Annotated in this window: 14 protein-coding genes; 13 read left to right on the forward strand and 1 reads right to left on the reverse strand. The window is 70.0% G+C overall.

Annotation, left to right across the window (positions count from 1 at the left end; translation table 11 throughout):
* The coding region (locus BKH33_RS08310) for a hypothetical protein (protein WP_076142694.1) at positions 1-710 on the forward strand (710 nt) is incomplete at its 5' end.
* A gap of 70 nt (positions 711-780) precedes the next feature.
* On the opposite strand, the gene valS is transcribed toward BKH33_RS08310, so the two are convergent.
* Positions 781-3,603: a valine--tRNA ligase gene (gene valS, locus BKH33_RS08315; RefSeq protein WP_043539013.1), complete on the reverse strand. Its 2,823-nt coding sequence runs from the start codon at positions 3,601-3,603 to the stop codon at positions 781-783.
* Positions 3,604-3,806: 203 nt separating this feature from the next.
* On the opposite strand from valS, the gene arc reads away from it, so the two are divergent.
* The 12 genes from arc to BKH33_RS08375 all read left to right on the forward strand — a co-directional run bounded on the left by arc (position 3,807) and on the right by BKH33_RS08375 (position 20,173).
* Positions 3,807-5,417 (forward strand): proteasome ATPase, encoded by a 1,611-nt coding sequence (arc, locus tag BKH33_RS08320; RefSeq protein ID WP_003781674.1) that lies wholly within the window; start codon positions 3,807-3,809, stop codon positions 5,415-5,417.
* Between the two features lie 5 nt (positions 5,418-5,422).
* Complete coding sequence (locus BKH33_RS08325; protein ID WP_232621496.1) at positions 5,423-7,198, forward strand: proteasome accessory factor PafA2 family protein; 1,776 nt, start codon at positions 5,423-5,425, stop codon at positions 7,196-7,198.
* Positions 7,195-7,383 carry a ubiquitin-like protein Pup gene (locus BKH33_RS08330; RefSeq protein ID WP_003786115.1) on the forward strand — a complete coding sequence of 63 codons (189 nt, stop codon included), beginning with the start codon at positions 7,195-7,197 and terminating at the stop codon, positions 7,381-7,383. Before BKH33_RS08325 ends, BKH33_RS08330 begins: the two co-directional genes overlap by 4 nt.
* Positions 7,380-8,936 carry a proteasome accessory factor PafA2 family protein gene (locus BKH33_RS08335; protein WP_003786131.1) on the forward strand — a complete coding sequence of 519 codons (1,557 nt, stop codon included), beginning with the start codon at positions 7,380-7,382 and terminating at the stop codon, positions 8,934-8,936. The genes BKH33_RS08330 and BKH33_RS08335 overlap by 4 nt, the downstream gene beginning before the upstream one ends.
* A 190-nt stretch (positions 8,937-9,126) precedes the next feature.
* Positions 9,127-9,780 (forward strand): MptD family putative ECF transporter S component, encoded by a 654-nt coding sequence (locus BKH33_RS08340; protein WP_003786117.1) that lies wholly within the window; start codon positions 9,127-9,129, stop codon positions 9,778-9,780.
* A gap of 2 nt (positions 9,781-9,782) precedes the next feature.
* Entirely contained in the window at positions 9,783-10,595 is an 813-nt protein-coding gene (locus BKH33_RS08345) for an energy-coupling factor transporter transmembrane component T (protein WP_003786113.1), read from the forward strand.
* Positions 10,592-12,067 carry an ABC transporter ATP-binding protein gene (locus BKH33_RS08350; protein WP_003786125.1) on the forward strand — a complete coding sequence of 492 codons (1,476 nt, stop codon included), beginning with the start codon at positions 10,592-10,594 and terminating at the stop codon, positions 12,065-12,067. Before BKH33_RS08345 ends, BKH33_RS08350 begins: the two co-directional genes overlap by 4 nt.
* A 155-nt stretch (positions 12,068-12,222) precedes the next feature.
* Positions 12,223-12,858: an ECF transporter S component gene (locus tag BKH33_RS08355; protein WP_050998558.1), complete on the forward strand. Its 636-nt coding sequence runs from the start codon at positions 12,223-12,225 to the stop codon at positions 12,856-12,858.
* Between the two features lie 70 nt (positions 12,859-12,928).
* Complete coding sequence (locus BKH33_RS08360) at positions 12,929-15,340, forward strand: ATP-binding cassette domain-containing protein (protein WP_003786123.1); 2,412 nt, start codon at positions 12,929-12,931, stop codon at positions 15,338-15,340.
* Between the two features lie 163 nt (positions 15,341-15,503).
* Positions 15,504-17,264 carry an ABC transporter ATP-binding protein gene (locus BKH33_RS08365; RefSeq protein ID WP_076142695.1) on the forward strand — a complete coding sequence of 587 codons (1,761 nt, stop codon included), beginning with the start codon at positions 15,504-15,506 and terminating at the stop codon, positions 17,262-17,264.
* A gap of 2 nt (positions 17,265-17,266) precedes the next feature.
* Positions 17,267-19,006 carry an ABC transporter ATP-binding protein gene (locus tag BKH33_RS08370; protein ID WP_076142692.1) on the forward strand — a complete coding sequence of 580 codons (1,740 nt, stop codon included), beginning with the start codon at positions 17,267-17,269 and terminating at the stop codon, positions 19,004-19,006.
* A gap of 213 nt (positions 19,007-19,219) precedes the next feature.
* Positions 19,220-20,173 carry an ABC transporter ATP-binding protein gene (locus BKH33_RS08375; protein WP_003782892.1) on the forward strand — a complete coding sequence of 318 codons (954 nt, stop codon included), beginning with the start codon at positions 19,220-19,222 and terminating at the stop codon, positions 20,171-20,173.
* Positions 20,174-20,275 lie beyond the last annotated feature (102 nt).

A 20,275-nucleotide genomic window follows, 5' to 3' on the forward strand; every position in this document is an offset into this window, starting at 1 on the left:
CCCCGCCTATGCGAGCCGAAGAGACCATCCGTGGCGAGCGTGATCAGCTCGCCCAGATGGGGATTCGGTGGAGGGATGTCAAGAGCGAAGTGAGACTCGTCAAGGCGGTATTCCAGCACGATGGGACTGTGCGTGTTACTGCGAAGGTCACGACGAGCATGATCTACGGAGACTCCTCCGATGTCGTGACTACAGAGGTGATCCCGCATGTTCTGACTCTTGCTGGTAGTGACGGAGCCGGCTACAAGGTGGTGCAGGATGTCATCATCGAGCCCGAGCTGACGGGGGGTCCTCCGGACAGGGTGCATATCGCGCAGGCGGTCTCCGCTGCGTTCGGTGCGATTGCCCTGGCGGCGATGGCTCTGTCCTGGTGGAAGCGCGACCGTATACTCCGTATGCCCCTTGCTCCCCGTACGTTCTCATGGTTCAGGTTCGGTGGCGAGTTCGCCTTGGCGATCGGGCTCGCCTGGCTGTTCACAGTCGACAACGCCGAGGTCGAGGACGAGTTCGGCGCCGGATCGGCGTTGTGCATGCGAGAGCGTTTCTCCACGCTCGAGTTCAGGTACTTCTCCCACGACTGCGTCGTGCAGAGTCGGATCGACGTCGTTGCGGCATTGCTGACCGCCATCGCCATTGTCCTCATCGAGTACCGGATCCTGCTGAGCCTCGAGGCGAGAACCGATCGCGTGAGCCTGCCCGGTGCGTCCTAGAACGACGACGGTGGCGCCGCCCCGCCCTGGGATGGCGCCACCGTTCGTCAGAAGACCGGCTGCTAGCGGCTCACTTCTTCTTGGCCGGGGCCTCACCGAGCTCGGTGGCGGTCACCGTCACCGGGGAGGCGCCGTCGGCCGACTCGGAGTCTGCTGCCTGGGCGGCCTGCTCCACGGTGAAGGGGCCGGTGACCTTGGCGGCCTCCGTCAGGTCCGCACGCACCGCCTCGATGGCCTCGGCGTACTCGGGCCGGTCGGCCGCGACAGCCAGCGTCACCGAGAGGATCGGCGTCTTCTGGCTCGTCTTGGCTTCCGACTTCACCTTGCGCAGCGCCGCCAGGGCGGCCCCGGCGCGGGCGACCAGCTCGGCGTCGGCCCCGGCGGAGGCCTCACGCAGGCCTACTGACTGCGGCCAGGCCGCCCGGTGCACCGAGCCGCTGCGGTACCAGCTCCACACCTCCTCGGTGGCAAACGGCAGGAAGGGGGCCAGCAGGCGCACGAAGGTGTCCACGGCGATCGCCAGCGTCGCCCGCGCCGAGCGCACGGCCGCGGGCTCGTGAGAACCGTCGAAGTCATTGGCCCGGTCCTTGACCAGCTCGATGTAGTCATCGCAGAAGGTCCAGAAGAAGGACTCGGTGACCTCCAGGGCACGGGCGTGCCCGAACTCCTCGAAGGCGGCCGTGGCGGTGTCGACGACGTCGGCCAGCGCGGCCAGGACCGCCCGGTCGATCGGCTCGCTGACCACCGAGGCGTCCAGGCAGGGGGCGGGCGCCGCGGCCACGGTGGCCTCGTCCGCGTCCCACGGGATTCCCATGGACAGAGCGAACTTGGAGGCGTTGAGGACCTTGATGGCCAGGCGCCGGCCGATCTTGATCTGGGTCTCCTCGAAGGCCGCGTCCAGGCCCAGGCGGGCCGAGCTGGCCCAGTAGCGCACGGCGTCGGAGCCGTACTGCTCCAGCAGGCCCATGGGGGTGACGACGTTGCCCTTCGACTTGGACATCTTCTTGTGGTCGGAGTCCAGGATCCACCCGGACAGGCCGGCGTTCCGCCACGGCAGGGCCGCGAACTCCAGGTCCGCGCGCACCACCGTCGTGAACAGCCAGGTGCGGATGATGTCCTGGCCCTGCGGACGCAGGTCCATCGGGTAGACCCGGCCGAAGAGGTCCTCATCGGTCAGCCAGCCCGAGGCCAGCTGGGGCGACAGGGAGGAGGTGGCCCAGGTGTCCATGATGTCGAGCTCGCCGACGAAGCCGCCGGGCCTGCCGCGCTGGTCCTCGGTGTAGCCGGCCGGGACGTCGGAGGAGGGGTCCACCGGCAGCTCGGACTCGTCCGGGGTCAGGACCGCGTCGTAGTCGACCTCGCCGTCGGAGCCCACCTTGTACCACAGCGGGAAGGGGACGCCGAAGAAGCGCTGGCGCGAGACCAGCCAGTCGTTGTTGAGGCCCCGCACCCAGTTCTCATAGCGCACGCGCATGAAGTCGGGGTGGAACTCCAGCTCGCGGCCGCGCTCGAGCAGCTCGTCTCGCAGGTCGGTGCCGGAGGCCGGGTTCGTCCACTCCTTGCCGCCGTTGCGGATGTACCACTGGCGGGAGGTGACGATCTCCAGGGGCTTGTCGCCCTTCTCGAAGAAGTTCGTCTGACGCACCGTCTTGATGGGCTCGCCGCGCATCTCACCGGTCTGCGCGAGACGGGCCACGAGGGCCTCGCGGGCGGAGAAGGTGGTCTTGCCGGCCATGGCCCCGTACATCTCGCGGCCCGCCTCGGAGGTGATCCACTCGGGCGTCTCGGTCTCGATGCGGCCGTCCTTGCGCAGGATGGCGCGCAGCGGCAGCTGCAGGTCGCGCCACCAGTCGATGTCCGTGGTGTCACCGAAGGTGCAGCACATGGCGATCCCGGCGCCCTTGTCCTTCTCCGCGGCAGGATGCGGCAGGACCGGCACCTCGACGCCGAAGACGGGGGAGGAGACCTTGGTACCGAACAGGGGCTGGTAGCGCTCGTCGTCGGGGTGGGCCACGAGGGCCACGCAGGCGGGCAGCAGCTCGGGGCGGGTGGTCTCGATGCACACGTCGACGCTGTTCTCCACCGGGGCGCCGGCGGCCTCGGCCTTGGCGGCGGCCTCCTCGTCCACGATGTGGAAGGCCAGACGGTGGTAGAAGCCGGGGTACTCGCGAGACTCCAGCTCGGCCTGGGCCACCGCCGTCTGGAAGGTGACGTCCCACAGGCCGGGTGCCGCCGCCTGGTAGGCCTCACCGCGCTCAAGGTTGTGCAGGAAGGCGGTCTGGGCGACCTTGCGGGCCCGCTCGCCAATGGTCTGGTAGGTGTGCGACCAGTCCACGCTCAGTCCGAGCCGGCGCCACAGGGCCTCGAACTGCTTCTCGTCCTCAACCGTGAGTCGCTCGCACAGCTCGACGAAGTTGCGACGCGAGACCGGCACCTGGTCGCGGGCCTTGATCGACTTGCCCTCGCCGCCGGTGTGCGGCGGGGTGAAGTCCGGGTCGTAGGGCAGGGAGGGGTCGCAGCGCACCCCGAAGTAGTTCTGCACACGGCGCTCGGTGGGCAGGCCGTTGTCGTCCCAGCCCATGGGGTAGAACACCGCCTTGCCACGCATGCGCTGGAAGCGGGCCACCGTGTCGGTGTGGGTGTAGGAGAAGACGTGTCCCACGTGCAGGGAGCCGGAGACCGTCGGCGGCGGGGTGTCGATGGAGAAGACCTCCGCGCGCTCGGCGCTGCGGTCGAAGGCGTAGGTTCCCTCGGACTCCCAGCGCTCGCCCCAGGTGGTCTCCAGGCCGTCGGTCGACACCTTGGCCGGCACTCGCGGGCTGTGGGGCTCGGAGGGCAGCAGACGGCTGGACGATGACGGGGGAGCGGCGGGGCTCGTGGGTGTCTCAGACATGGGGCCGATTCTGTCACGGCGCTGCCCGGAGCCTCGACACGGCCCGGTGTGAGGTCGGCAGACGTCGGCGGGGCTCGACCACGGTGCAGGTCTGAATCCGGGTTACGAAACGAGCTTGGATTGGTACGCTTGTACCACTACGGGTTGAGGAGGACCCGGACCGATGCCGGGCCGGAGGCAGACCGGAGTCAAGGAGGACGCGCATGGACGAGGGGCCGGAGGAAGCGGTGGAGCAGAGGGGCTCGGGCGCGGCGACGTCGTCGGACGCCACCGACCGCCTGCGCGAACTGGTCGAGCAGACCGGCGTGCTCAGCCGTAAGAACACCCACCTGGCCAACGCCCTGCGGGCGGCACGCCAGGAGCTGGCGGCCCTGCACGAGGACGTCAAGGCCCTTCAGCTCCCACCCCTGGCGCACGCCACGGTCCTGGCCGTGGACGCCACCGCACGCACCGCTGACGTCTCCATCGCCGGGCGGCGCCACCGGGTGGGCGTCGGGCCCGCCGTCGTGTCCTCCTCCCTGCACCCGGGCGACGACGTCGTCCTCAACGAGCACCTCGTCATCACCGCCACCTGCCCCTCGCCGCGCTTCGGGGAGGTCGTCACCGTCAAGGAGACCTACGACGACGGCACCGTCCTGGTCCTGGCCCGCCACGACGAGGAGCAGGTCCTTAGCCTCTCGGCGACCCTGACCGACCACCGACCCCGGGTCGGCGACGCCCTCGTGGCCGACCTGGCCGTGCGCATGGCGCTGCGCCCCGTGGTGCGCTCCGAGGTCGAGGAGCTCGTCCTGGAGGAGGTGCCCGACGTCGGATACGGCGACATCGGGGGACTGGGCGAGCAGATCGAGCTCATCCGCGACGCCGTCGAGCTGCCCTTCCTGCATCCCGACCTCTACCGCGAGCACCGGCTCACCCCGCCGCGCGGGGTGCTGCTCTACGGTCCGCCCGGCTGCGGCAAGACCCTCATCGCCAAGGCGGTCGCCGCCTCCCTGAGCGCGGGTGGGCGCGGCGAGGCCTACTTCCTCAACATCAAGGGACCCCAGCTGCTGGACAAGTACGTGGGGGAGACCGAGCGGCGCATCCGCGTCATCTTCGCCCGTGCCCGGGAGAAGGCCGCCACCGGGGTGCCCGTCGTCGTCTTCTTCGATGAGATGGACTCCCTGTTCCGCACCCGCGGGTCCGGGCGGTCCTCGGACGTGGAGACCACCGTGGTCCCGCAGATGCTCGCCGAGATCGACGGCGTCGACGAGCTCGACAACGTCGTGGTCATCGGCGCCACCAACCGCGAGGACATGATCGACCCTGCGATCCTGCGACCGGGCCGCCTGGACGTCAAGATCCGTATCGGCAGACCGGACCGGGACGGCGCCGCCGAGATCCTGGCGACCTACCTGACGCCCGACCTCCCGATCAGCGAGGAGCTCCTGGCCGCCCACGGCGGCGCGAAGGGGGCGGTGGATGTTCTTATCGAGCAGGTGGTCGAGGCCCTCTACACCCGCCGCCGCGCCACCGAGATGGTTGAGCTCACCCGCTCCGACGGGCAGGTCGAGATCCTCCACGTCGCCGACCTCGTCAGCGGCGCCATGCTCGCCAACATCGTCGACCGGGCCAAGAAGGCGGCGGTCAAGGACCTGGTCACCAGCGGGAGGCGTGGTCTGACGCAGGAGCACCTGTACCGCGCCGTCATCGAGGAGATCATGGAGAACGAGGGCCTGCCCGCCACCGTCCACCCCGACGACTGGGCCCGCGTCAGCGGGCGGCGCGGCGCCCCGGTGACCTCCATGACCGTGCTCCAGCGCCTCCGGGAGGAGTGAGGACAGTGGCATCGACGAGCTCCCGGAGGACTCCCGGCCGCGAGGTGACGGTCATGGGGATGGAGACCGAGTACGGCATCCTCGGTGCTGAGCCCGAGGACGTCGTGGCGGCCTGTCTGGAGGCCGAGAGCGAGCAGGGGCGCTGCCCGGGTGTGCGCTGGGACTACTCGGGGGAGTACCCCCTGCGTGACGCCCGCGGTTTCGAGGTGGACCGCTCAGCGGTCGATCCCTCCATGCTCACCGACGTCCCGGGAGCCGTCTCCGTCGAGGGACCCGTCCCCGGGCGCCTGCGCACCACCGTCGTGGCGCGCCTGACCGCCCAGGAGGAGGCCTGGCAGCGCGGCACCGCCACCTGCCTGTCCAGTGGCGGGCGTCTCTATGTGGACCACGGACACCCCGAGCACGCCACCCCCGAGTGCACCGGGGCCGCGCAGGCCACCCTGGCCGACAGGGCCGGGGACCTCCTGGTGGCCCGGGGAGCTGAGCTGCTGCGCCGTCGCGGCGTGGCGGCCCGCCTGTTCAAGAACAACGTCGACGGCAAGGGCGCCACCTACGGCACCCACGAGAACTACCTCGTGCCCCGCTCGATCGACTTCGACGACCTCACCCAGGTTCTCGTGCCCCTGCTCGTGGTCCGCCCGCTCCTGGTGGGTGCAGGCCGGGTCGGCACTGGCGCCGTCTCCCAGGACGCCGCCTTCCAGATCAGTCAGAGGGCCGACTACCTCGAGAAGGTCGTGGGCCTGGGAACCACGGTGGACCGTCCCCTGGTCAACACCCGCGACGAGCCCCACGCCGACCCCGAGCGCTGGCGGCGCCTCCACCTGTTGCCCGGTGACGCCAACTGCTTCGACACGATGACCTGGCTCAAGCTCGGTATGACCTCCCTGGTGCTCCAGGTCCTGGCCGATGGCGTCCCCGCGGCCTGGCGCCGCCTGCGCCTGGCCGACCCCGTGGCCCAGGCCCGGGAGGTCTCCCGCGACACCCGCCTTCGCGGCGCGCTCGAGCTCGCCGACGGGCGGCGCCTGAGCGCCCTGGAGATCCTGGAGCAGTACCTCGAGACGGTGCGCGGCCACCTGGAGGACCAGGGGCGCCTCGCGCCGGCGCCGGCGGGCGACCCCCTGAGCCCGGACCTGGCAGCGCTGGCCGACGGCGCCGACACCGGCGGGGCCGAGACCGGCGCGATCCTCGCCTTCTGGCAGGCCTCGCTGCGCGAGCTCGAGACCCTGCGCGCCTGGGGCGACGAGTCTGGACACCTGGGGGACTCGGAAGGCCCCGCAGGGCACCTGGAGTGGGTCGCCAAGAAGCAGCTTCTGGACGCCACCGCTCGCCGCCACCCCGATGCGCGCGGGCGCGACGTCCTCCACGCCGTTGACCTGGCCTGGTCCGAGCTGTCCCCGGCCGGGCGAGGCCTGGCCGAGCGGGTGCCCGCCGGCGTCGACGCACGTGGTGGGCTTGGCGAGCAGATGGGGGAGGCCGTCTTGAACGAGCCGCCCACCACGACCCGGGCCTGGCTGCGCGGTAGGCTCGTGAGCGCCTTCCCCGGCCAGGTGGTCGCCGCCGGCTGGCACTCCATGGTTCTGGAGACCGGTGAGAAGGATCAGCGTCGCCTGCCCCTGACCGACCCCCTGTCCTTCACCCGTGCTACCGCGTCACCTGCCGTCGAGGGCGCCGCCGACGTCGTCGAGGTCCTGACGCGCCTCACGGGCGAGCGCCTGGACCGCCTGGCGCCGACTACCGAAGCCGTGACCGCACCCGCCACCCCGTCAGGAGAGCAGACATGAGTGAGTTCGCCCAGCCGTCCCGCAGCCGCCAGGACGACCCCGCCCCCGATGACGACCCGACCCCCGCGCCGGCCGGACCTGCCCGGGGCCAGGGTCTGGACTCGGTCCTGGACATGATCGACGACGTCCTGGCCGTTGACGCTCAGGAGTTCGTGCGAGGCTTCGTCCAGAAGGGCGGCCAGTGAGCGCCAGCGCCCCGGGGCCGCGCGTCACCGGCCTGGAGACCGAGTTCGGTGTCCTGTGCGCTCCCGCCGGGCCGTCGGGAGCGACGAAGGACGACCTGCCGGACGTCGAGCGGGCGGCGGCGCTCATCTTCCGCCACCGGCCCGCCGGCTACCGCAGCACCAACCTGTTCCTGCCCAACGGCGGGCGCCTCTACCTCGACATCGGAGCCCACCCCGAGTACGCCACCGCCGAGTGCGTGAGCGTGCGCAGCCTCGTCGCCCAGGACCAGGCCGGGCGCGAGATCCTGGCCGCCATGGCGGAGCGCGCCGCCGCGGGGCTCGCGCAGATGGGGACTTCCGCCCGCTTCCACCTCCTGGCCAACAACACCGACTCCGCCGGCCATACCTACGGCTGCCACGAGAGCTACTCCGTGCCCCGTCACCTGCTCGATGACGCGCCCGGGACTGAGGGCGTCGACGTCGGGCGTGGTGAAGCCGTCATGGCGGTCCTCACCTCCTTCCTGGCCACCCGCCCCGTCCTGGTCGGCTCCGGGAGACCACTGGAGCCAGGTGCCGCCGGCAGCGGCACGGACGCTCGGGGATCGGGGGACGAGGATGCCTTCTGGGGCCTGTCGCCGCGCGCGCCGCACCTCAAGGCCCTGACCTCGGCCGACACCACCGGGCAGCGCGCCCTGGTCAACACCCGCGACGAGCCCCATGCCGACGCCACCCGCCTGCGCCGCCTGCACGTCACCTGCGCCGACACCACCATGGCCGAGCCGACGACGGGACTGCGCAGTGCGGTGACCCTCCTGCTCCTGGACGCCCTCGAGGCCGGCTGGGACTTCACCGACCTCATCCTGGCCGACCCGCTGGCCACCCTGTCCGCACTGGGGGAGAGCCCCTGGGGAGACGTTCCCGCCATCACCGTCGACGGCCGCCGCCTGAGCGCCGTCGATATCCAGGAGGCCTTCCTGGAGCGGATGACCTCCTACCTGGGCGACGCCGGAGTACCGGACTTCCTCCGCGGCGCCGAGCACCTGCTGGAGGACCTGGCGCCCCGCGTCATCTCTGCGCTGCGTCGCCATGACACCGGTCCTATCGACACCGAGATCGACTGGGCGATTAAGCGCCGCCTCATGAGCGCCCAGCGCGAGCGCCACCCCCAGCTGTCCGGTGATGCTCTGGAGGCCCTGCGCTCGCGGGTGGACCTGGCCTACCACGACCTCAACGCCGAGACCGGGCTGGGGCCACGCCTGGTCACCCAGGGGGCCATGGCGCGCCTGTGCGAACCGGAGGAGATCGAGCGCGCCCGCCACACGCCCCCGGCAACGCGCGCCGCCCTGCGGGGGGCCTTCGTGGCGGCCTGTCTGGAGGTGGGCGCCGACTTCTCGGTGACCTGGGAGAGCCTGCGCCTGGACTCACCACCCACTGCTCCCGTGGACCTGCCCGACCCTCTGGCGACTGTGAGCGACGCCGCCGAGTCCCTGACTCAGCGGGTGCGGTGCCTGCGTCCCGAGGAGATGCACCGCATCGACCTTGTGGGACGCGGTGGCCTGGGCGCTCCGGGCTAGGCTCCTGAGGACCTCGCCCGGCATCCTCAGCGCCGGTTCACTACCCGGTTCTCCCGTCTTTTCAACGGTTAGTCCTGATCGTCCTATAGCTGCTCCGTGCCTGTTCGGCCCTTGCGGGAACCCCCGAGAAGGAGTACACACTTAGGTATGCCTCACCAAAGCCAGTGAGGTGCTGACGAGAGGATCCGGTATGGCCGGCACAGCCAGTTCAGTCAGGTCAGCAGCGACCAACCCCGCCAGTGGCAACGGTGGTGCCCGGGCGGCGAACATCGCCTCGCCGCGCAACCTCATCAACGTGGGAGTCTTCACCGCCCTGTACTTCATCGCTCTGTTCGCCTCCGGGATGCTCGGGGCGATCCACCCGATCATGATCTTCATCGGCGGGATCATTGGCATCATCGTCGAGGCGATCATCTGCATGCTCTACGTGGCCCGGACCCGGGCCTTCGGCGCCTACGCCATCCTGGGGCTCATCATCGGCATCCTCATGGTCGCCACTGGACACGCCTGGGTCACACCCCTGGTCGCAACCGTCCTGGGACTCGCCGCCGACACCATCACCCGCGCCGGTGGATACGCCAGAACCGCCACCAACGCCCTGGGATTCGCCGTCTTCTCCATGTGGGCCATCAGCCCGATCCTCCCGGTGATATGGGCCTCGGACGCCTACTTCGCCGACATCCGCGAGTCCATGGGGGACACGTACGCCAGAGACCTCCAGTCACTGATCAGTATGAAGTTCCTTCTTGGGTGGGTACTCGTCATCGCACTCGTGGCCGGTGCCAGCGCTCTGCTGGGAATGAAGGTGCTGCGCAAGCACTTCGAGCGCGCAGGCGTCGCCTGAGCATGCGGCGCCCACAGATCTCGATGTCCCCGGCCGGCCCGGCGGCGCCGGGCCCGCAGAGCCGCTCGCTCCTCGACGCCCCGTTCGGGGCGCGCCCCCGCTCCGGCGTCGGCGCTATTGCCCGTGTTCGCGCCGATCCGCGCAGCAAGTTCCTGCTGCTCCTGGTGTGCAACGTGCTGGTGATGGGGGTTGCCGCCACCGGCGCCGTCGGACTCATCGCGGTCCTGGTGGGGATGCTCATCGCCCTGGACGAGCCGGTGCGCGTCCTCATGAGCTACTGCGCCATCACCGCGATGTTCTGGGGACTGACTCAGCTGCCTCAGTGGTGGCCGAGCGGGCTCGCGGTGTTCCTCGGGGTTGTTGCCTACTGGTTGCTGCGCTTCGCCATCTCACTGTCTTTGGGGGCATGGTTCGTCACCACCACCCGCGTGAGCACCCTGTTGGCGGCCCTCAACCAGCTGCGCGCGCCGCGGTTCCTCACCATTCCGCTGGCGGTGCTCTTCCGGTTCGTGCCGGTGGCCCTCGATGAGGCCAGGGGCGTCATCGAGGCCATGCGGCTGCGCGGCTACAGCGGCTCCTACCTGTGGCGCCACCCGCTTCAGTGCATTGAGAAGCTCGTGGTGCCCGTCCTGGCCGCCTCGGCCCGCAGCGCCGACGACCTCTCGGCCGCGGCTCTCATCAGGGGGCTAGGAGGCGGCGGCCGCCCCACCGTCGTCGATCGTCTGCGCTTCGGGAGTGCCGACGCCGTGCTCCTCGCACTGAGCGCCGCCATGGTGGCTCTCGCGCTGCTTCCCGTCCCGGGGGTGTGGCGGTGACCCCGCTTGATGAGACGAGGCTGGGCATCAGGGGCGTCTCCTACGCCTATCCCACCGGCCAGCAGGTGCTCGACGGTGTCGATCTGGATATCGCCCCTGGAAGCCTCACCCTCGTGTGCGGGGCCTCGGGGTCGGGCAAGTCCACGATCCTGCGGCTGCTCAACGGCCTCATCCCGTACTTCCACGACGGCGAGCTCACCGGTCGGGTCCTCGTCGGGGACGAGGAGGTCTGCGACACCCCGATCGAGCGCTCCGGCCTGCGCACCGCCACGGTCTTCCAGAATCCCGCCTCCCAATTCTTCACGACCACCGTGGCTGACGAACTCGCCTTCTCACCCCAGAACTACCAGGTCCCCGCGCCGGAGATCCGGCGACGTCGCAACGAGGCCCTGGAGACGCTGGGCATCACCGACCTGGCCGACAGGGAGCTGCGCGGCCTATCCGGCGGCCAGACCCAGAAGGTCGCCTGCGCTCAGGCCCTGGCCCAGCAGACCCCCGTCATCCTCCTGGACGAGCCCACCTCCAACCTGGACCCGCGGGCGATCGACGACGTGCGCGCCGCCATCGAACGGCTCAAACAGGCCGGCCGGACCCTCGTGGTGGCCGAGCACCGCATCTACTTCCTGCGCGGCCTCGTCGACGAGGCCGTCATCATGGGGCGGGGACGCGTCCTGCACCGGATGGGCGGCGAGGAGCTGTGGCGGATCGAGGACGAGCGGCGCAGGCGGCTGGGCCTGCGCACCCTGGAGCGGCCCCGCCTGGCTACGAGCCCCGAGCCCGTCGCAGCCCGGACCGGCCGCGCGGGCAGCACGGCCGACGACGTCGTGAGCAGCGGCGTCGAGCATCCCTCTCGCGCGGCCGGTGGCGCACTGCGGGCCGAGCCCGATGAGACTCCCGGAGGTCCGCAGGAGGGAGGTCTGCGCATCGAGAACCTGAAGGTCGAGCGCGGCGGCCGCCTCATTCTCGACATCCCCGAGCTCTTCTTCCCCGCAGGTGCGATCACCGGCGTCATGGGTGCCAACGGGATCGGCAAAACAACCCTGGCACGGGCTGTCTGCGGTCTGCAGCGCGCCCGCAGGGGCGTGCGCATCTCCCTGGACGGCAAGGAGCTCGCCACCGGGCAGGCCTTCCTCGTCATGCAGGACGTCCACCGCCAGCTCTTCGCCGAGTCGGTCTCCCAGGAGGCCGGCCTTCCGCAGCTCAAGCGCCTCGACCTGGCCGACCTGGCCGACCGTCACCCGCTTTCGCTCAGCGGCGGGCAGAAGCAGCGCCTCGTCATCGCCACCGCGATCGACCAGGACGCCCGCGTCCTCATCCTGGATGAGCCCACCTCCGGTGTCGACCACCGACATCTCGTGGCCATCGCCGCTGAGCTGCGGGACCTGGCGCGCGAGGGGCGCGTCGTCATCGTCATCAGCCACGACATCGAGTTCCTCAACGAGTGCACCGACCACGTCATCGAGATCGAATGACATCTAGGTAGATAATGATAATGATTTGCAAATATGACGATATCCGAGTAGACGTGAGGCCGTCGCGCCGACGCGCCTGAGGCGGTGCGTCCCCGGTGCTCCGGCACGGCGTCGGACTGTTCACCGTGACCTGCGAGAACACACGAGGAGAAGACATGAGTCCCACCAACCGCACAGCGACATCGACTGGGCAGGAGCGGCCCACCGTGCGCACGTCGTCACGCTCGGGCCTGGCCGACTCAGCGCTCGGAACCCGTCACCTCATGACGATCGCCGCTCTGGCCGTGGTCTCGATGATCCTCCTGGTGCCCCTGAACTACCTGGCCCCGGCGGCGGGAGCCTCCCGAGACGCAGTTCTCCTGGGCTGCGCGATCATGGGACTGTGGCTCGTTCCCTTCCTGCTGCCCGCCACCGTCGTGCGCCGCCCCGGCGCCGTGATGATCGCGGCCCTTCTCATGGGGATCATGAGTGTCTTCACCACTCCGACGGGTCCCGCCGCCATCGTCGGCACCCTCATCGGCGGAGCCTTCGTCGAGGCGCCCCTCGCCCTCATGCTCTACCGGAAGTGGACCTGGTGGTCCTTCCTGATCTCGGCGACGACCTTCGGCCTGCTCAACGGCATCATGTACGTCTCCGTCATGAGCGCCTCGGCGGGCATCGCCTCGGCAAGTGCCGGCGTCATCATCGCCGTGGTCTCGGCACTTGTCGGTGGTGCCATCACCATCGTCCTGACCCGGCTGCTCAACCGCGCCGGCGTCGGCATCGACCACCGTGCGACCGGCCGTGCCTGAGTCAGCGCTCGCCGTGTCCGACGCGCCGGCGGTGGAACAGCCGCATGGCGGGCCGGAAGGATCGGCCCTGGTGAGGATCGAGGGGCTCAGTGTCCACTACCTCGGACGCGAGAGCTGGGTTCTGGACTCGGTGAGCCTCACCCACCTGCGCGGTCGGGTCACAGCCGTCATCGGTCCGTCGGGCTGCGGCAAGACCACGCTGGTGCGTGCCCTGTGCGGTCTCATCCCGCACTGCCTGCCCTCGGAGTACTCCGGCAGCCTGAGCCTGGACGGCACCGAGGTCGCAGACGCCACTGTCCAGACCCTGGCCGAGACCGTCGCCTACGTCGGTCAGAGCCCCGACGCCGCTGTCGTCACCCGCACCGTCCACGACGACGTCGCCTTCCCCCTGCAGAATCTCTGCCTGCCCCGCAGTGAGATCACCTCGCGGGTCCACGAGGCCCTGCGCGGGGCGGGCCTGATCGAACGCATCTGGGACGACCCCTGGACGCTCTCAGGCGGACAGCGTCAGCGGCTCGCCGTCGCCGTCGCCCTGGCCATGCACCCCCGGCTCCTCGTCCTCGACGAGCCCACCAGCACCATCGATACCACCGGCCGCGAGGAGTTCTACGACCTCATCTCCTCTCTGACAGCCTCCGGCACGGCGGTCGTCGTCATCGACCACGACCTCGACCCGGTGCTACCCATCGTCGACCAGGTCCTGGCTCTCGATACCGTCGGAGGCATCATCGCCGTCGGCACCCCGCGTGAGCTCTTCATGGGGCACCGCGGTGAGCTGACCGACGCCGGCGTATGGATGCCCCGGGCGCTGCGCGACGCCGAGGACGGCCTGCCCGCGAGCTCTTCCGCACCTGAGGCACCACTGACCTGCGCCGAAGCCGGAGTCCGAGTGCCGCGGCTCGCTGATCTGTGTGCGGACGTCGAGGTGCGCTACCTGGAGAAACAGATGCAGGACTCCGCTGAGAGCTGGCAGCAGGTTGAGTCCATCGACACCCGCGACGCGCTCGCCGGCCGCACCCGGCCGGAGCCCAGAACCAGTGTCGAGCTGGTCGACCTCGAGGTACCGGGGCGCTCGCCCAGCGTGTCCATGCGACTGGGTGGCGGAGAGCTCGTGGGGCTGGTCGGCCCCAACGGCGCGGGCAAGTCCTCGATCCTGTCCGCCCTGGCCGGTCTCGTGCGCTCCACCACACGCAAGGCGGTGGTCGGTGGCCGGGACGTCGGCAAGGGCAGGCACCTGGTCGGATACGTCTTTCAGAACCCCGAGCACCAGTTCGTGGCCACCACCGTCGGAGCCGAGCTCGCCGTCGGAGGGACCTCGCAGGCGAGGGTCGACCAGCTCCTTGAGCAGTTCCACCTGACCGCCCACCGGGACCACCATCCCCTGACCCTCTCGGGCGGCCAGGCTCGGAGGCTGTCGGTGGCCACCATGGTCAGCGAGGAGCGCGACGTCGTCGTCCTGGACGAGCCCACCTACGGGCAGGACTGGGACAACACCCGCGAGCTCATGGACTTCATCGACCAGCTGCGCCATCAGGGGCGCACGGTCATCATGGCCACACACGACCTCGAGCTCGCCCTGGAGCACTGCACCCACATCATCGCCCTGCCGGGACCGACGTCGCGAACCCGAACGGTTCCAGCCTCGGTGCAGGAGGTCGCCGCCGCCGACGACGTGGATGAGCCGGCGGAGGCGTCCGGCACCGGAGCAGCGGACTCGTGCACCGGTCTGCCCGAGCCCGCCCCGGTGCCGCCCCGGCCCCAGCCACGGCGAGGCCTGTTCACCTCGCTCAACCCCCTCACCCTCTTCGCGTCGGTCCTCCCGGTCATGGTGATGGTCTTCGCTCTGCGCAACCATCACCTCAACCTGGGCGTCCTGCTGGCCTCCTCGGTCCTGGTCATCGCCGCGCGCGCCTCCCTGCGACGCACCATGGCCTCGGTGATCGCCCCCTGGGCGGTCACTGCGCTCATGATCTGGATCCTCAGCAGCGGAAGCCACCACCAGGAGACCGCTGCGCGCCTCTACGACCTGGGTGACGCGGTGACAGGAGGGACCGGCATCGGTGCGCTCGTCGCACTCGTCCTCGTCTCCGGTGTCTCCACCGACCCCGAGGCCCTCATCCGGACCCTGACCACCACCTTCCACATGCCCTATCGACTGGGGGCGGCGGGAATCGCGTCCATCGCCTTCATCACCCGCTTCCAAGACGACTTCGTGCTCCTGCGCACCGCCAGGGCGCTGCGCGGAGTCGGCGACCGCTGGGGGCCGCTCGCCCCCGTGGTCCGCTGGATCGGATCAATCCTGCCGCTGATGATCCTGGCCATCCAGCACGCCGAGCGCGTCGCCCTGTCCATGGACTCACGTGCCTTCGGCGCCCACCAACGGCGCACCGAGATGACCGACGAGCCCTGGAGAGCACGAGACTGGGGAGTCGTCGTGCTCACCTGGGCGCTGGTCGCCTTCACCTGGAACACCCTCCGCTGAGGAGAGCACTATGCCCGACCAACCGACTCACCAGACAACTCACTAGGCAATGAAACGCTTCACCGAGGAGCCGGCCGACCACCCCGGACAGGCCGGACGGGTCGGCGGCGCCGGGCGTTCCGGCGTTACCGTCGGCGAGCTCATCCGGCCGGCGCGCCCGGCCATGATCGTCACCGGGCTGCTGACCGCCGTCGGAGCGCTGATGTCCATCGTCCCCTTCGAGGCCCTGCGCAACATGGCGGCCATATGGCTGGGCGAGACCTCCCCCGAGGGCTGGCGCGGCAGTCTGTGGATCTGGGCGGCCATCGCCGTCGGGGCGCTCTTCGCCTCCCAGGCCCTCTACCTGGCCGGCCTCGGGATCACGCACCTGGCCGAGGCCCGGCTGCGGCACCACCTGCGTGAGCGGGTCGTCGACGCCATCAGCAGCCTGCCCCTGGGGCGGGTGGCGCAGATCCCGCACGGCACCATCCGCAAGATGGTCTGCGACGACACCACCTCCATCCACACCCTTGTCGCCCACGTCCCCGGGGATGCCACCAACGCCGTCGTCATGGCGGCGGCGGGGACGGCCTATCTGCTGTGGACCGACTGGCGCCTGGCCTGCGCGCTGGTGGGGCTGTGGGTGCTCGCGCTGGGAGCGATGCTCCTGACCCTGTCCGGCCTGTCGGGCATCACCGAGCGCTTCGGGGCCGCTCAGACCGCGCTGGCCGCCGCGACCGTCGAGATGCTCGAGGGCATCAAGGAGATCAAGGGCTTCCAGGCCACCGACGCCTCCCGCACCCGCTTCAGCCAGGCGCGCACCGAGTTCTCCAGCCTGTCATACGAGTGGGTGAGCAGGTCCGGCCGGGCCATCAGTGCCATGACCGCGGTCCTGCGGCCCTCCACGGTCTTCGCCACGGTCGCGCTCCTGGCCGTCCTGTTCACCTCCCAGGGGTGGACACCGCTGTCAGCGACCCTGCCGTTCTTCCTGGTGGCCCTCGGGCTCCCGGAAGGGCTCATGACCCTCATCGGTCTCATGCAGCACATGTACGAGTCCAGGATGGCCGCCCAGGCCACCGCCGACCTGCTCTCCCTGCCGCCGATGCCCGAGGGAACCCGTGACGACGGTGAGGGGCCCGCCCCCGGGCGCGTCGACGTCGAGGACGTCACCTTCTCCTACGAGGCCGGTTCCCCGGTCCTGCACGGTGTGTCCTTCACCGCCGAGCCGGGAACCGTGACAGCGCTCGTCGGCCCCTCCGGTGGTGGCAAGTCGACCCTGGCCCGCCTCATCGCCCGCTTCCACGACGTCGACGACGGCGCCGTGCGCATCAGCGGCGTCGACGTGCGCGACGCGACTTTCCCCTGGCTGCTCTCGCGCGTGGCGATCGTGCTGCAGGACGTGGCCCTGGCCCACGGCTCCGTCCACGACAACATCGCCCTGGGACGTCCCGACGCCACCCGGGAGCAGGTCGAGGCGGCCGCCCGGGCAGCCTGCATCCACGAGCGCATCACACGTCTGCCCCACGGCTACGACACGATCCTGGGTGATACGGGCGGGTTCCTCTCCGGAGGGGAGCGTCAGCGCGTCACCCTGGCGCGCGCCTACCTCCAGGACGCCCCCGTCCTCGTCCTGGATGAGGCCACCGCCCAGGCCGACCCGGCCTCCGAGCGCGACATCCATCAGGCCCTGTCCCGGCTGGCGGCCGGGCGGACCGTCATCATCATCGCCCACCGCCTGTCCACGATCCGTGACGCCGACCAGATCCTCGTCGTCGACGCCGGACACATCACCGAGCGCGGCACGCACGAGGAGCTGCTGGCTGCAGACGGCCGCTACGCCGCCATGTGGAGCAGCCAGGACCTGAGCGAGGAGACCGACGCCGCGGCGTTGACCGCCCAGGTCGAACAGCTCGGAGCCGAGGCGGCCGGGCAGGAGGAGAAGTAGCCATGTGGAAGCTGCTGACGCGAGTCGTCAACGCCGCCGAGATGCGGACCATCACCGCCTGGTTCGTGGCCGCCGCCGTTCTTCAGGGCCTCACCCTGGCCCTCATGATCCCCTTCCTGCGCGCCCTCTACTCGCGCTCGGAGTCGCTGACCAGTTGGCTGATCGCAGTCGTGCTCACGGGGGTGATCACCGCCGCAGTGGACACCACCGCCATGCACCGCTCCTACCGGGTCAGTGTCTTCGAGGTCTGCGACACGATGATCGACCGCATCGCCGATCATGTCCTGACCCTGCCCCTGGGCTGGTTCAGCGCCGAGCGGGAGGCCGCGGTCGTCAACGCCACATCCAAGGAGGTCAACACCCTCTCCCACCTGGCCTCCATGGTGATCCCCAACCTGTGCAACGCCTTCATCGTCCCGCTGGTCATGCTCGGGGCCACCGCCGTCGTCGAGTGGCCCCTGGCGCTCATCATGGCCGCCACTATCGTCCCGCTGGTTCTCGTGTGGCGACTCATGGGAGCCGCGACCACCCGTGCCAACGAGACGGAGGACCGCACCTCGAGCGCCGCGGCCGGACGCCTCGTGGAGTTCGCCCGGCTCCAGCCCGTGCTGCGCGCCACCGGTGTCACCAAGACGGGCTGGGCGCCGGTGCGAGCCGCCCTGGAGGCCGACTCCGCCTCCACCTTGGACGGCTTACGGGTCAAGGGCAGGCCCGGGCAGTACTTCAACCTCATCGTCAACATCGCCTTCGCCCTGGTCATGGCGGCTGGACTGTCACGTGTGAGCGGGTACCGGCTCGACGTCGTCGGATACCTGGCGATCATGGCCGTCACCGCGCGCACGCTCCTGCCACTGACCAAGGCCGCCATGTACGGATCCGAGGCCGACAACGCGAAGGTCGCCCTACGGGCTGTGGGGGACATTCTCGACGCGCGTCCCCTGCCCGATCCCGAACCCGGCCAGGAGACCGAGCCCCGGGGAACCACGATCGCCCTGAACGACGTCTCCTTCTCCTACGATGCTGGCCGCCCCGTCCTGGCAGGCGTCTCCCTGAGCGCGCCGCAGGGGAGAGTGACCGCTCTGGTGGGACCTTCCGGGGCGGGCAAGTCCACGATCCTGCGCCTGGCCGCCCGGTTCTGGGACGTCGACGACGGGACCGTCACCATCGGCGGCGCACCGGTTCGCTCCATGCGGGCCTCCACGATCATGGGCATGACCTCCATGGTCTTCCAGGACGTCTACCTGTTCGACACCACCATCCGGGAGAACCTGCGCATCGCCCGGCCCGAGGCCACCGACGCCGAGCTGGCCGAGGCCGCCCGGCGTGCCCGCCTGGACCGCGTCATCGAGGCGCTGCCGCACGGGTGGGACACGCAGGTCGGTCCCGGCGGGCTGAGCCTGTCCGGTGGGGAGCGTCAGCGCGTCGCCATCGCCCGGGCCTTCGTCAAGGACGCCCCCATCCTGCTGCTCGACGAGATCACCTCGGCCCTGGACGGGGAGAACGAGTCCGCCATTACCGAGGTGGTGCGCGAGCTCTCCGAGGGCCGCACCGTCATCGTGGTGGCCCACCGTCTGTCCACCGTCCGCCAGGCCGATGAGGTCGTCTTCCTCGAACCGGCCGAGGCCGGTGCCCGCGTGGCCCAGTGCGGTACGCCCCAGGAGCTGGCTGCCGTTCCCGGCCCCTTCCGCGAGTTCATCGAGGCATCCACGGCCTCCTCGCGCTGGCACATCCGTCAGGGGTGAAGCGGGGCCGTTTCAGGTCAGACGACATGGCGGGCAGACGCTGTCCCGTACCGGTTGGTATGGGACAGCGTTTCTGTTGCTATGAAAGCTCTCAGGACTCAATGAAACCTCCTGGAAATACTGGATGGTATCGTCAATACCAACCGGTACGGATCGGCCTGGTGGTCGATCAGGTGCTCGGATCCAGGTAGTTGAACGAAAGGAGGGGGCTTCATGGCCGACGTACTAGCCATCGAGGACCTTCACAAGCACTTCGGAAGCGGGCCGCACACGGTGAGAGCCAACGCCGGCGTCACTATGCGGGTGGGTGCCGGCGAGGTGGTCGGGCTCCTCGGGCACAACGGCGCGGGCAAGACCACGCTGGTCAACCAGGTGGTGGGGCTGCTGTGCCCGACCTCCGGGAGCATCAGGCTCGACGGGGTTGACGCCGTCGCCAACCCCGCTCTCGCCCGTCGCCTCACCAATGTCCAGGCCCAGGCCAATGTGCCCATCACGGGACTCACGCCCCTGACGGCGATCGACCTCGTGGGGCGTATGCGAGGAGGGCGTCCGCGTCAGACGCGCAGGCGCGCCGAGGAGCTCATCGAGGCCCTCGACCTGGGGGAGTGGGCGAGGACTCCCGCGCAGAAGATCTCCGGCGGTGTTGCCCGTCTGACTGCCTTCGCCATGTGCGCCGTCGTCCCCGGGCGCCTGGTCATCCTCGATGAGCCCACCAATGATGTCGACCCGGTACGCCGGCGCCTGCTGTGGGACCAGATCCGCCTTCTGGCCGAGGCCGGGGCGGCGGTCCTCCTGGTGACCCACAACGTGCGGGAGGCCGAGCGGGCGGTCGACCGGCTCACCGTCCTGGACCACGGTCACGTCATCGCCGAGGGGACCCCTGCGGCACTCGTGGCCGGCCACGGATCGTCCTTCGTCCTGGAGGTCAGCCGGACTCCCGGCCGGCGGATCGAGCCTCCCGCGGGAATGAGCCTGACGCAGCACGACGCCGTACGCGCATCCGTGGCGGTGGACTCTCACCGTACGACCCAGGCCGTGGAGTGGGCCGCTCATGCCCTCAAGGACGGAGTGATCGAGCGATACGAGCTGGCACCGATCTCACTGGAGGACGTCTACGTGCACCTCACCGGGAGCACGGGTGAGGAGGTGAGCCGTCATGCCGCCTGAACCGTGTGAATCCGCGGAAGGCCCGATCCGTCCCGATGATTCGCGTCGTCCCCGTGCTGCCGCGTAAGCGCGGCGCGACTCCCGTCCCCAGAGAATCAGGAA

The sequence above is a fragment of the Actinomyces naeslundii genome, assembly GCF_001956585.1.
In the GTDB taxonomy this organism is placed as follows: Bacteria; Actinomycetota; Actinomycetes; order Actinomycetales; family Actinomycetaceae; genus Actinomyces; species Actinomyces naeslundii.

What these genes read in the sequence shown, in the direction of transcription:
- valS (WP_043539013.1), bottom strand. Translation starts at nt 3,603, where the DNA reads ATGTCTGAGACACCCACGAGCCCCGCCGCTCCCCCGTCATCGTCCAGC.
- BKH33_RS08340 (WP_003786117.1), top strand. Translation starts at nt 9,127, where the DNA reads ATGGCCGGCACAGCCAGTTCAGTCAGGTCAGCAGCGACCAACCCCGCC.
- BKH33_RS08330 (WP_003786115.1), top strand. Translation starts at nt 7,195, where the DNA reads ATGAGTGAGTTCGCCCAGCCGTCCCGCAGCCGCCAGGACGACCCCGCC.
- BKH33_RS08345 (WP_003786113.1), top strand. Translation starts at nt 9,783, where the DNA reads ATGCGGCGCCCACAGATCTCGATGTCCCCGGCCGGCCCGGCGGCGCCG.
- BKH33_RS08375 (WP_003782892.1), top strand. Translation starts at nt 19,220, where the DNA reads ATGGCCGACGTACTAGCCATCGAGGACCTTCACAAGCACTTCGGAAGC.
- arc (WP_003781674.1), top strand. Translation starts at nt 3,807, where the DNA reads ATGGACGAGGGGCCGGAGGAAGCGGTGGAGCAGAGGGGCTCGGGCGCG.
- BKH33_RS08355 (WP_050998558.1), top strand. Translation starts at nt 12,223, where the DNA reads ATGAGTCCCACCAACCGCACAGCGACATCGACTGGGCAGGAGCGGCCC.
- BKH33_RS08365 (WP_076142695.1), top strand. Translation starts at nt 15,504, where the DNA reads ATGATCGTCACCGGGCTGCTGACCGCCGTCGGAGCGCTGATGTCCATC.
- BKH33_RS08370 (WP_076142692.1), top strand. Translation starts at nt 17,267, where the DNA reads ATGTGGAAGCTGCTGACGCGAGTCGTCAACGCCGCCGAGATGCGGACC.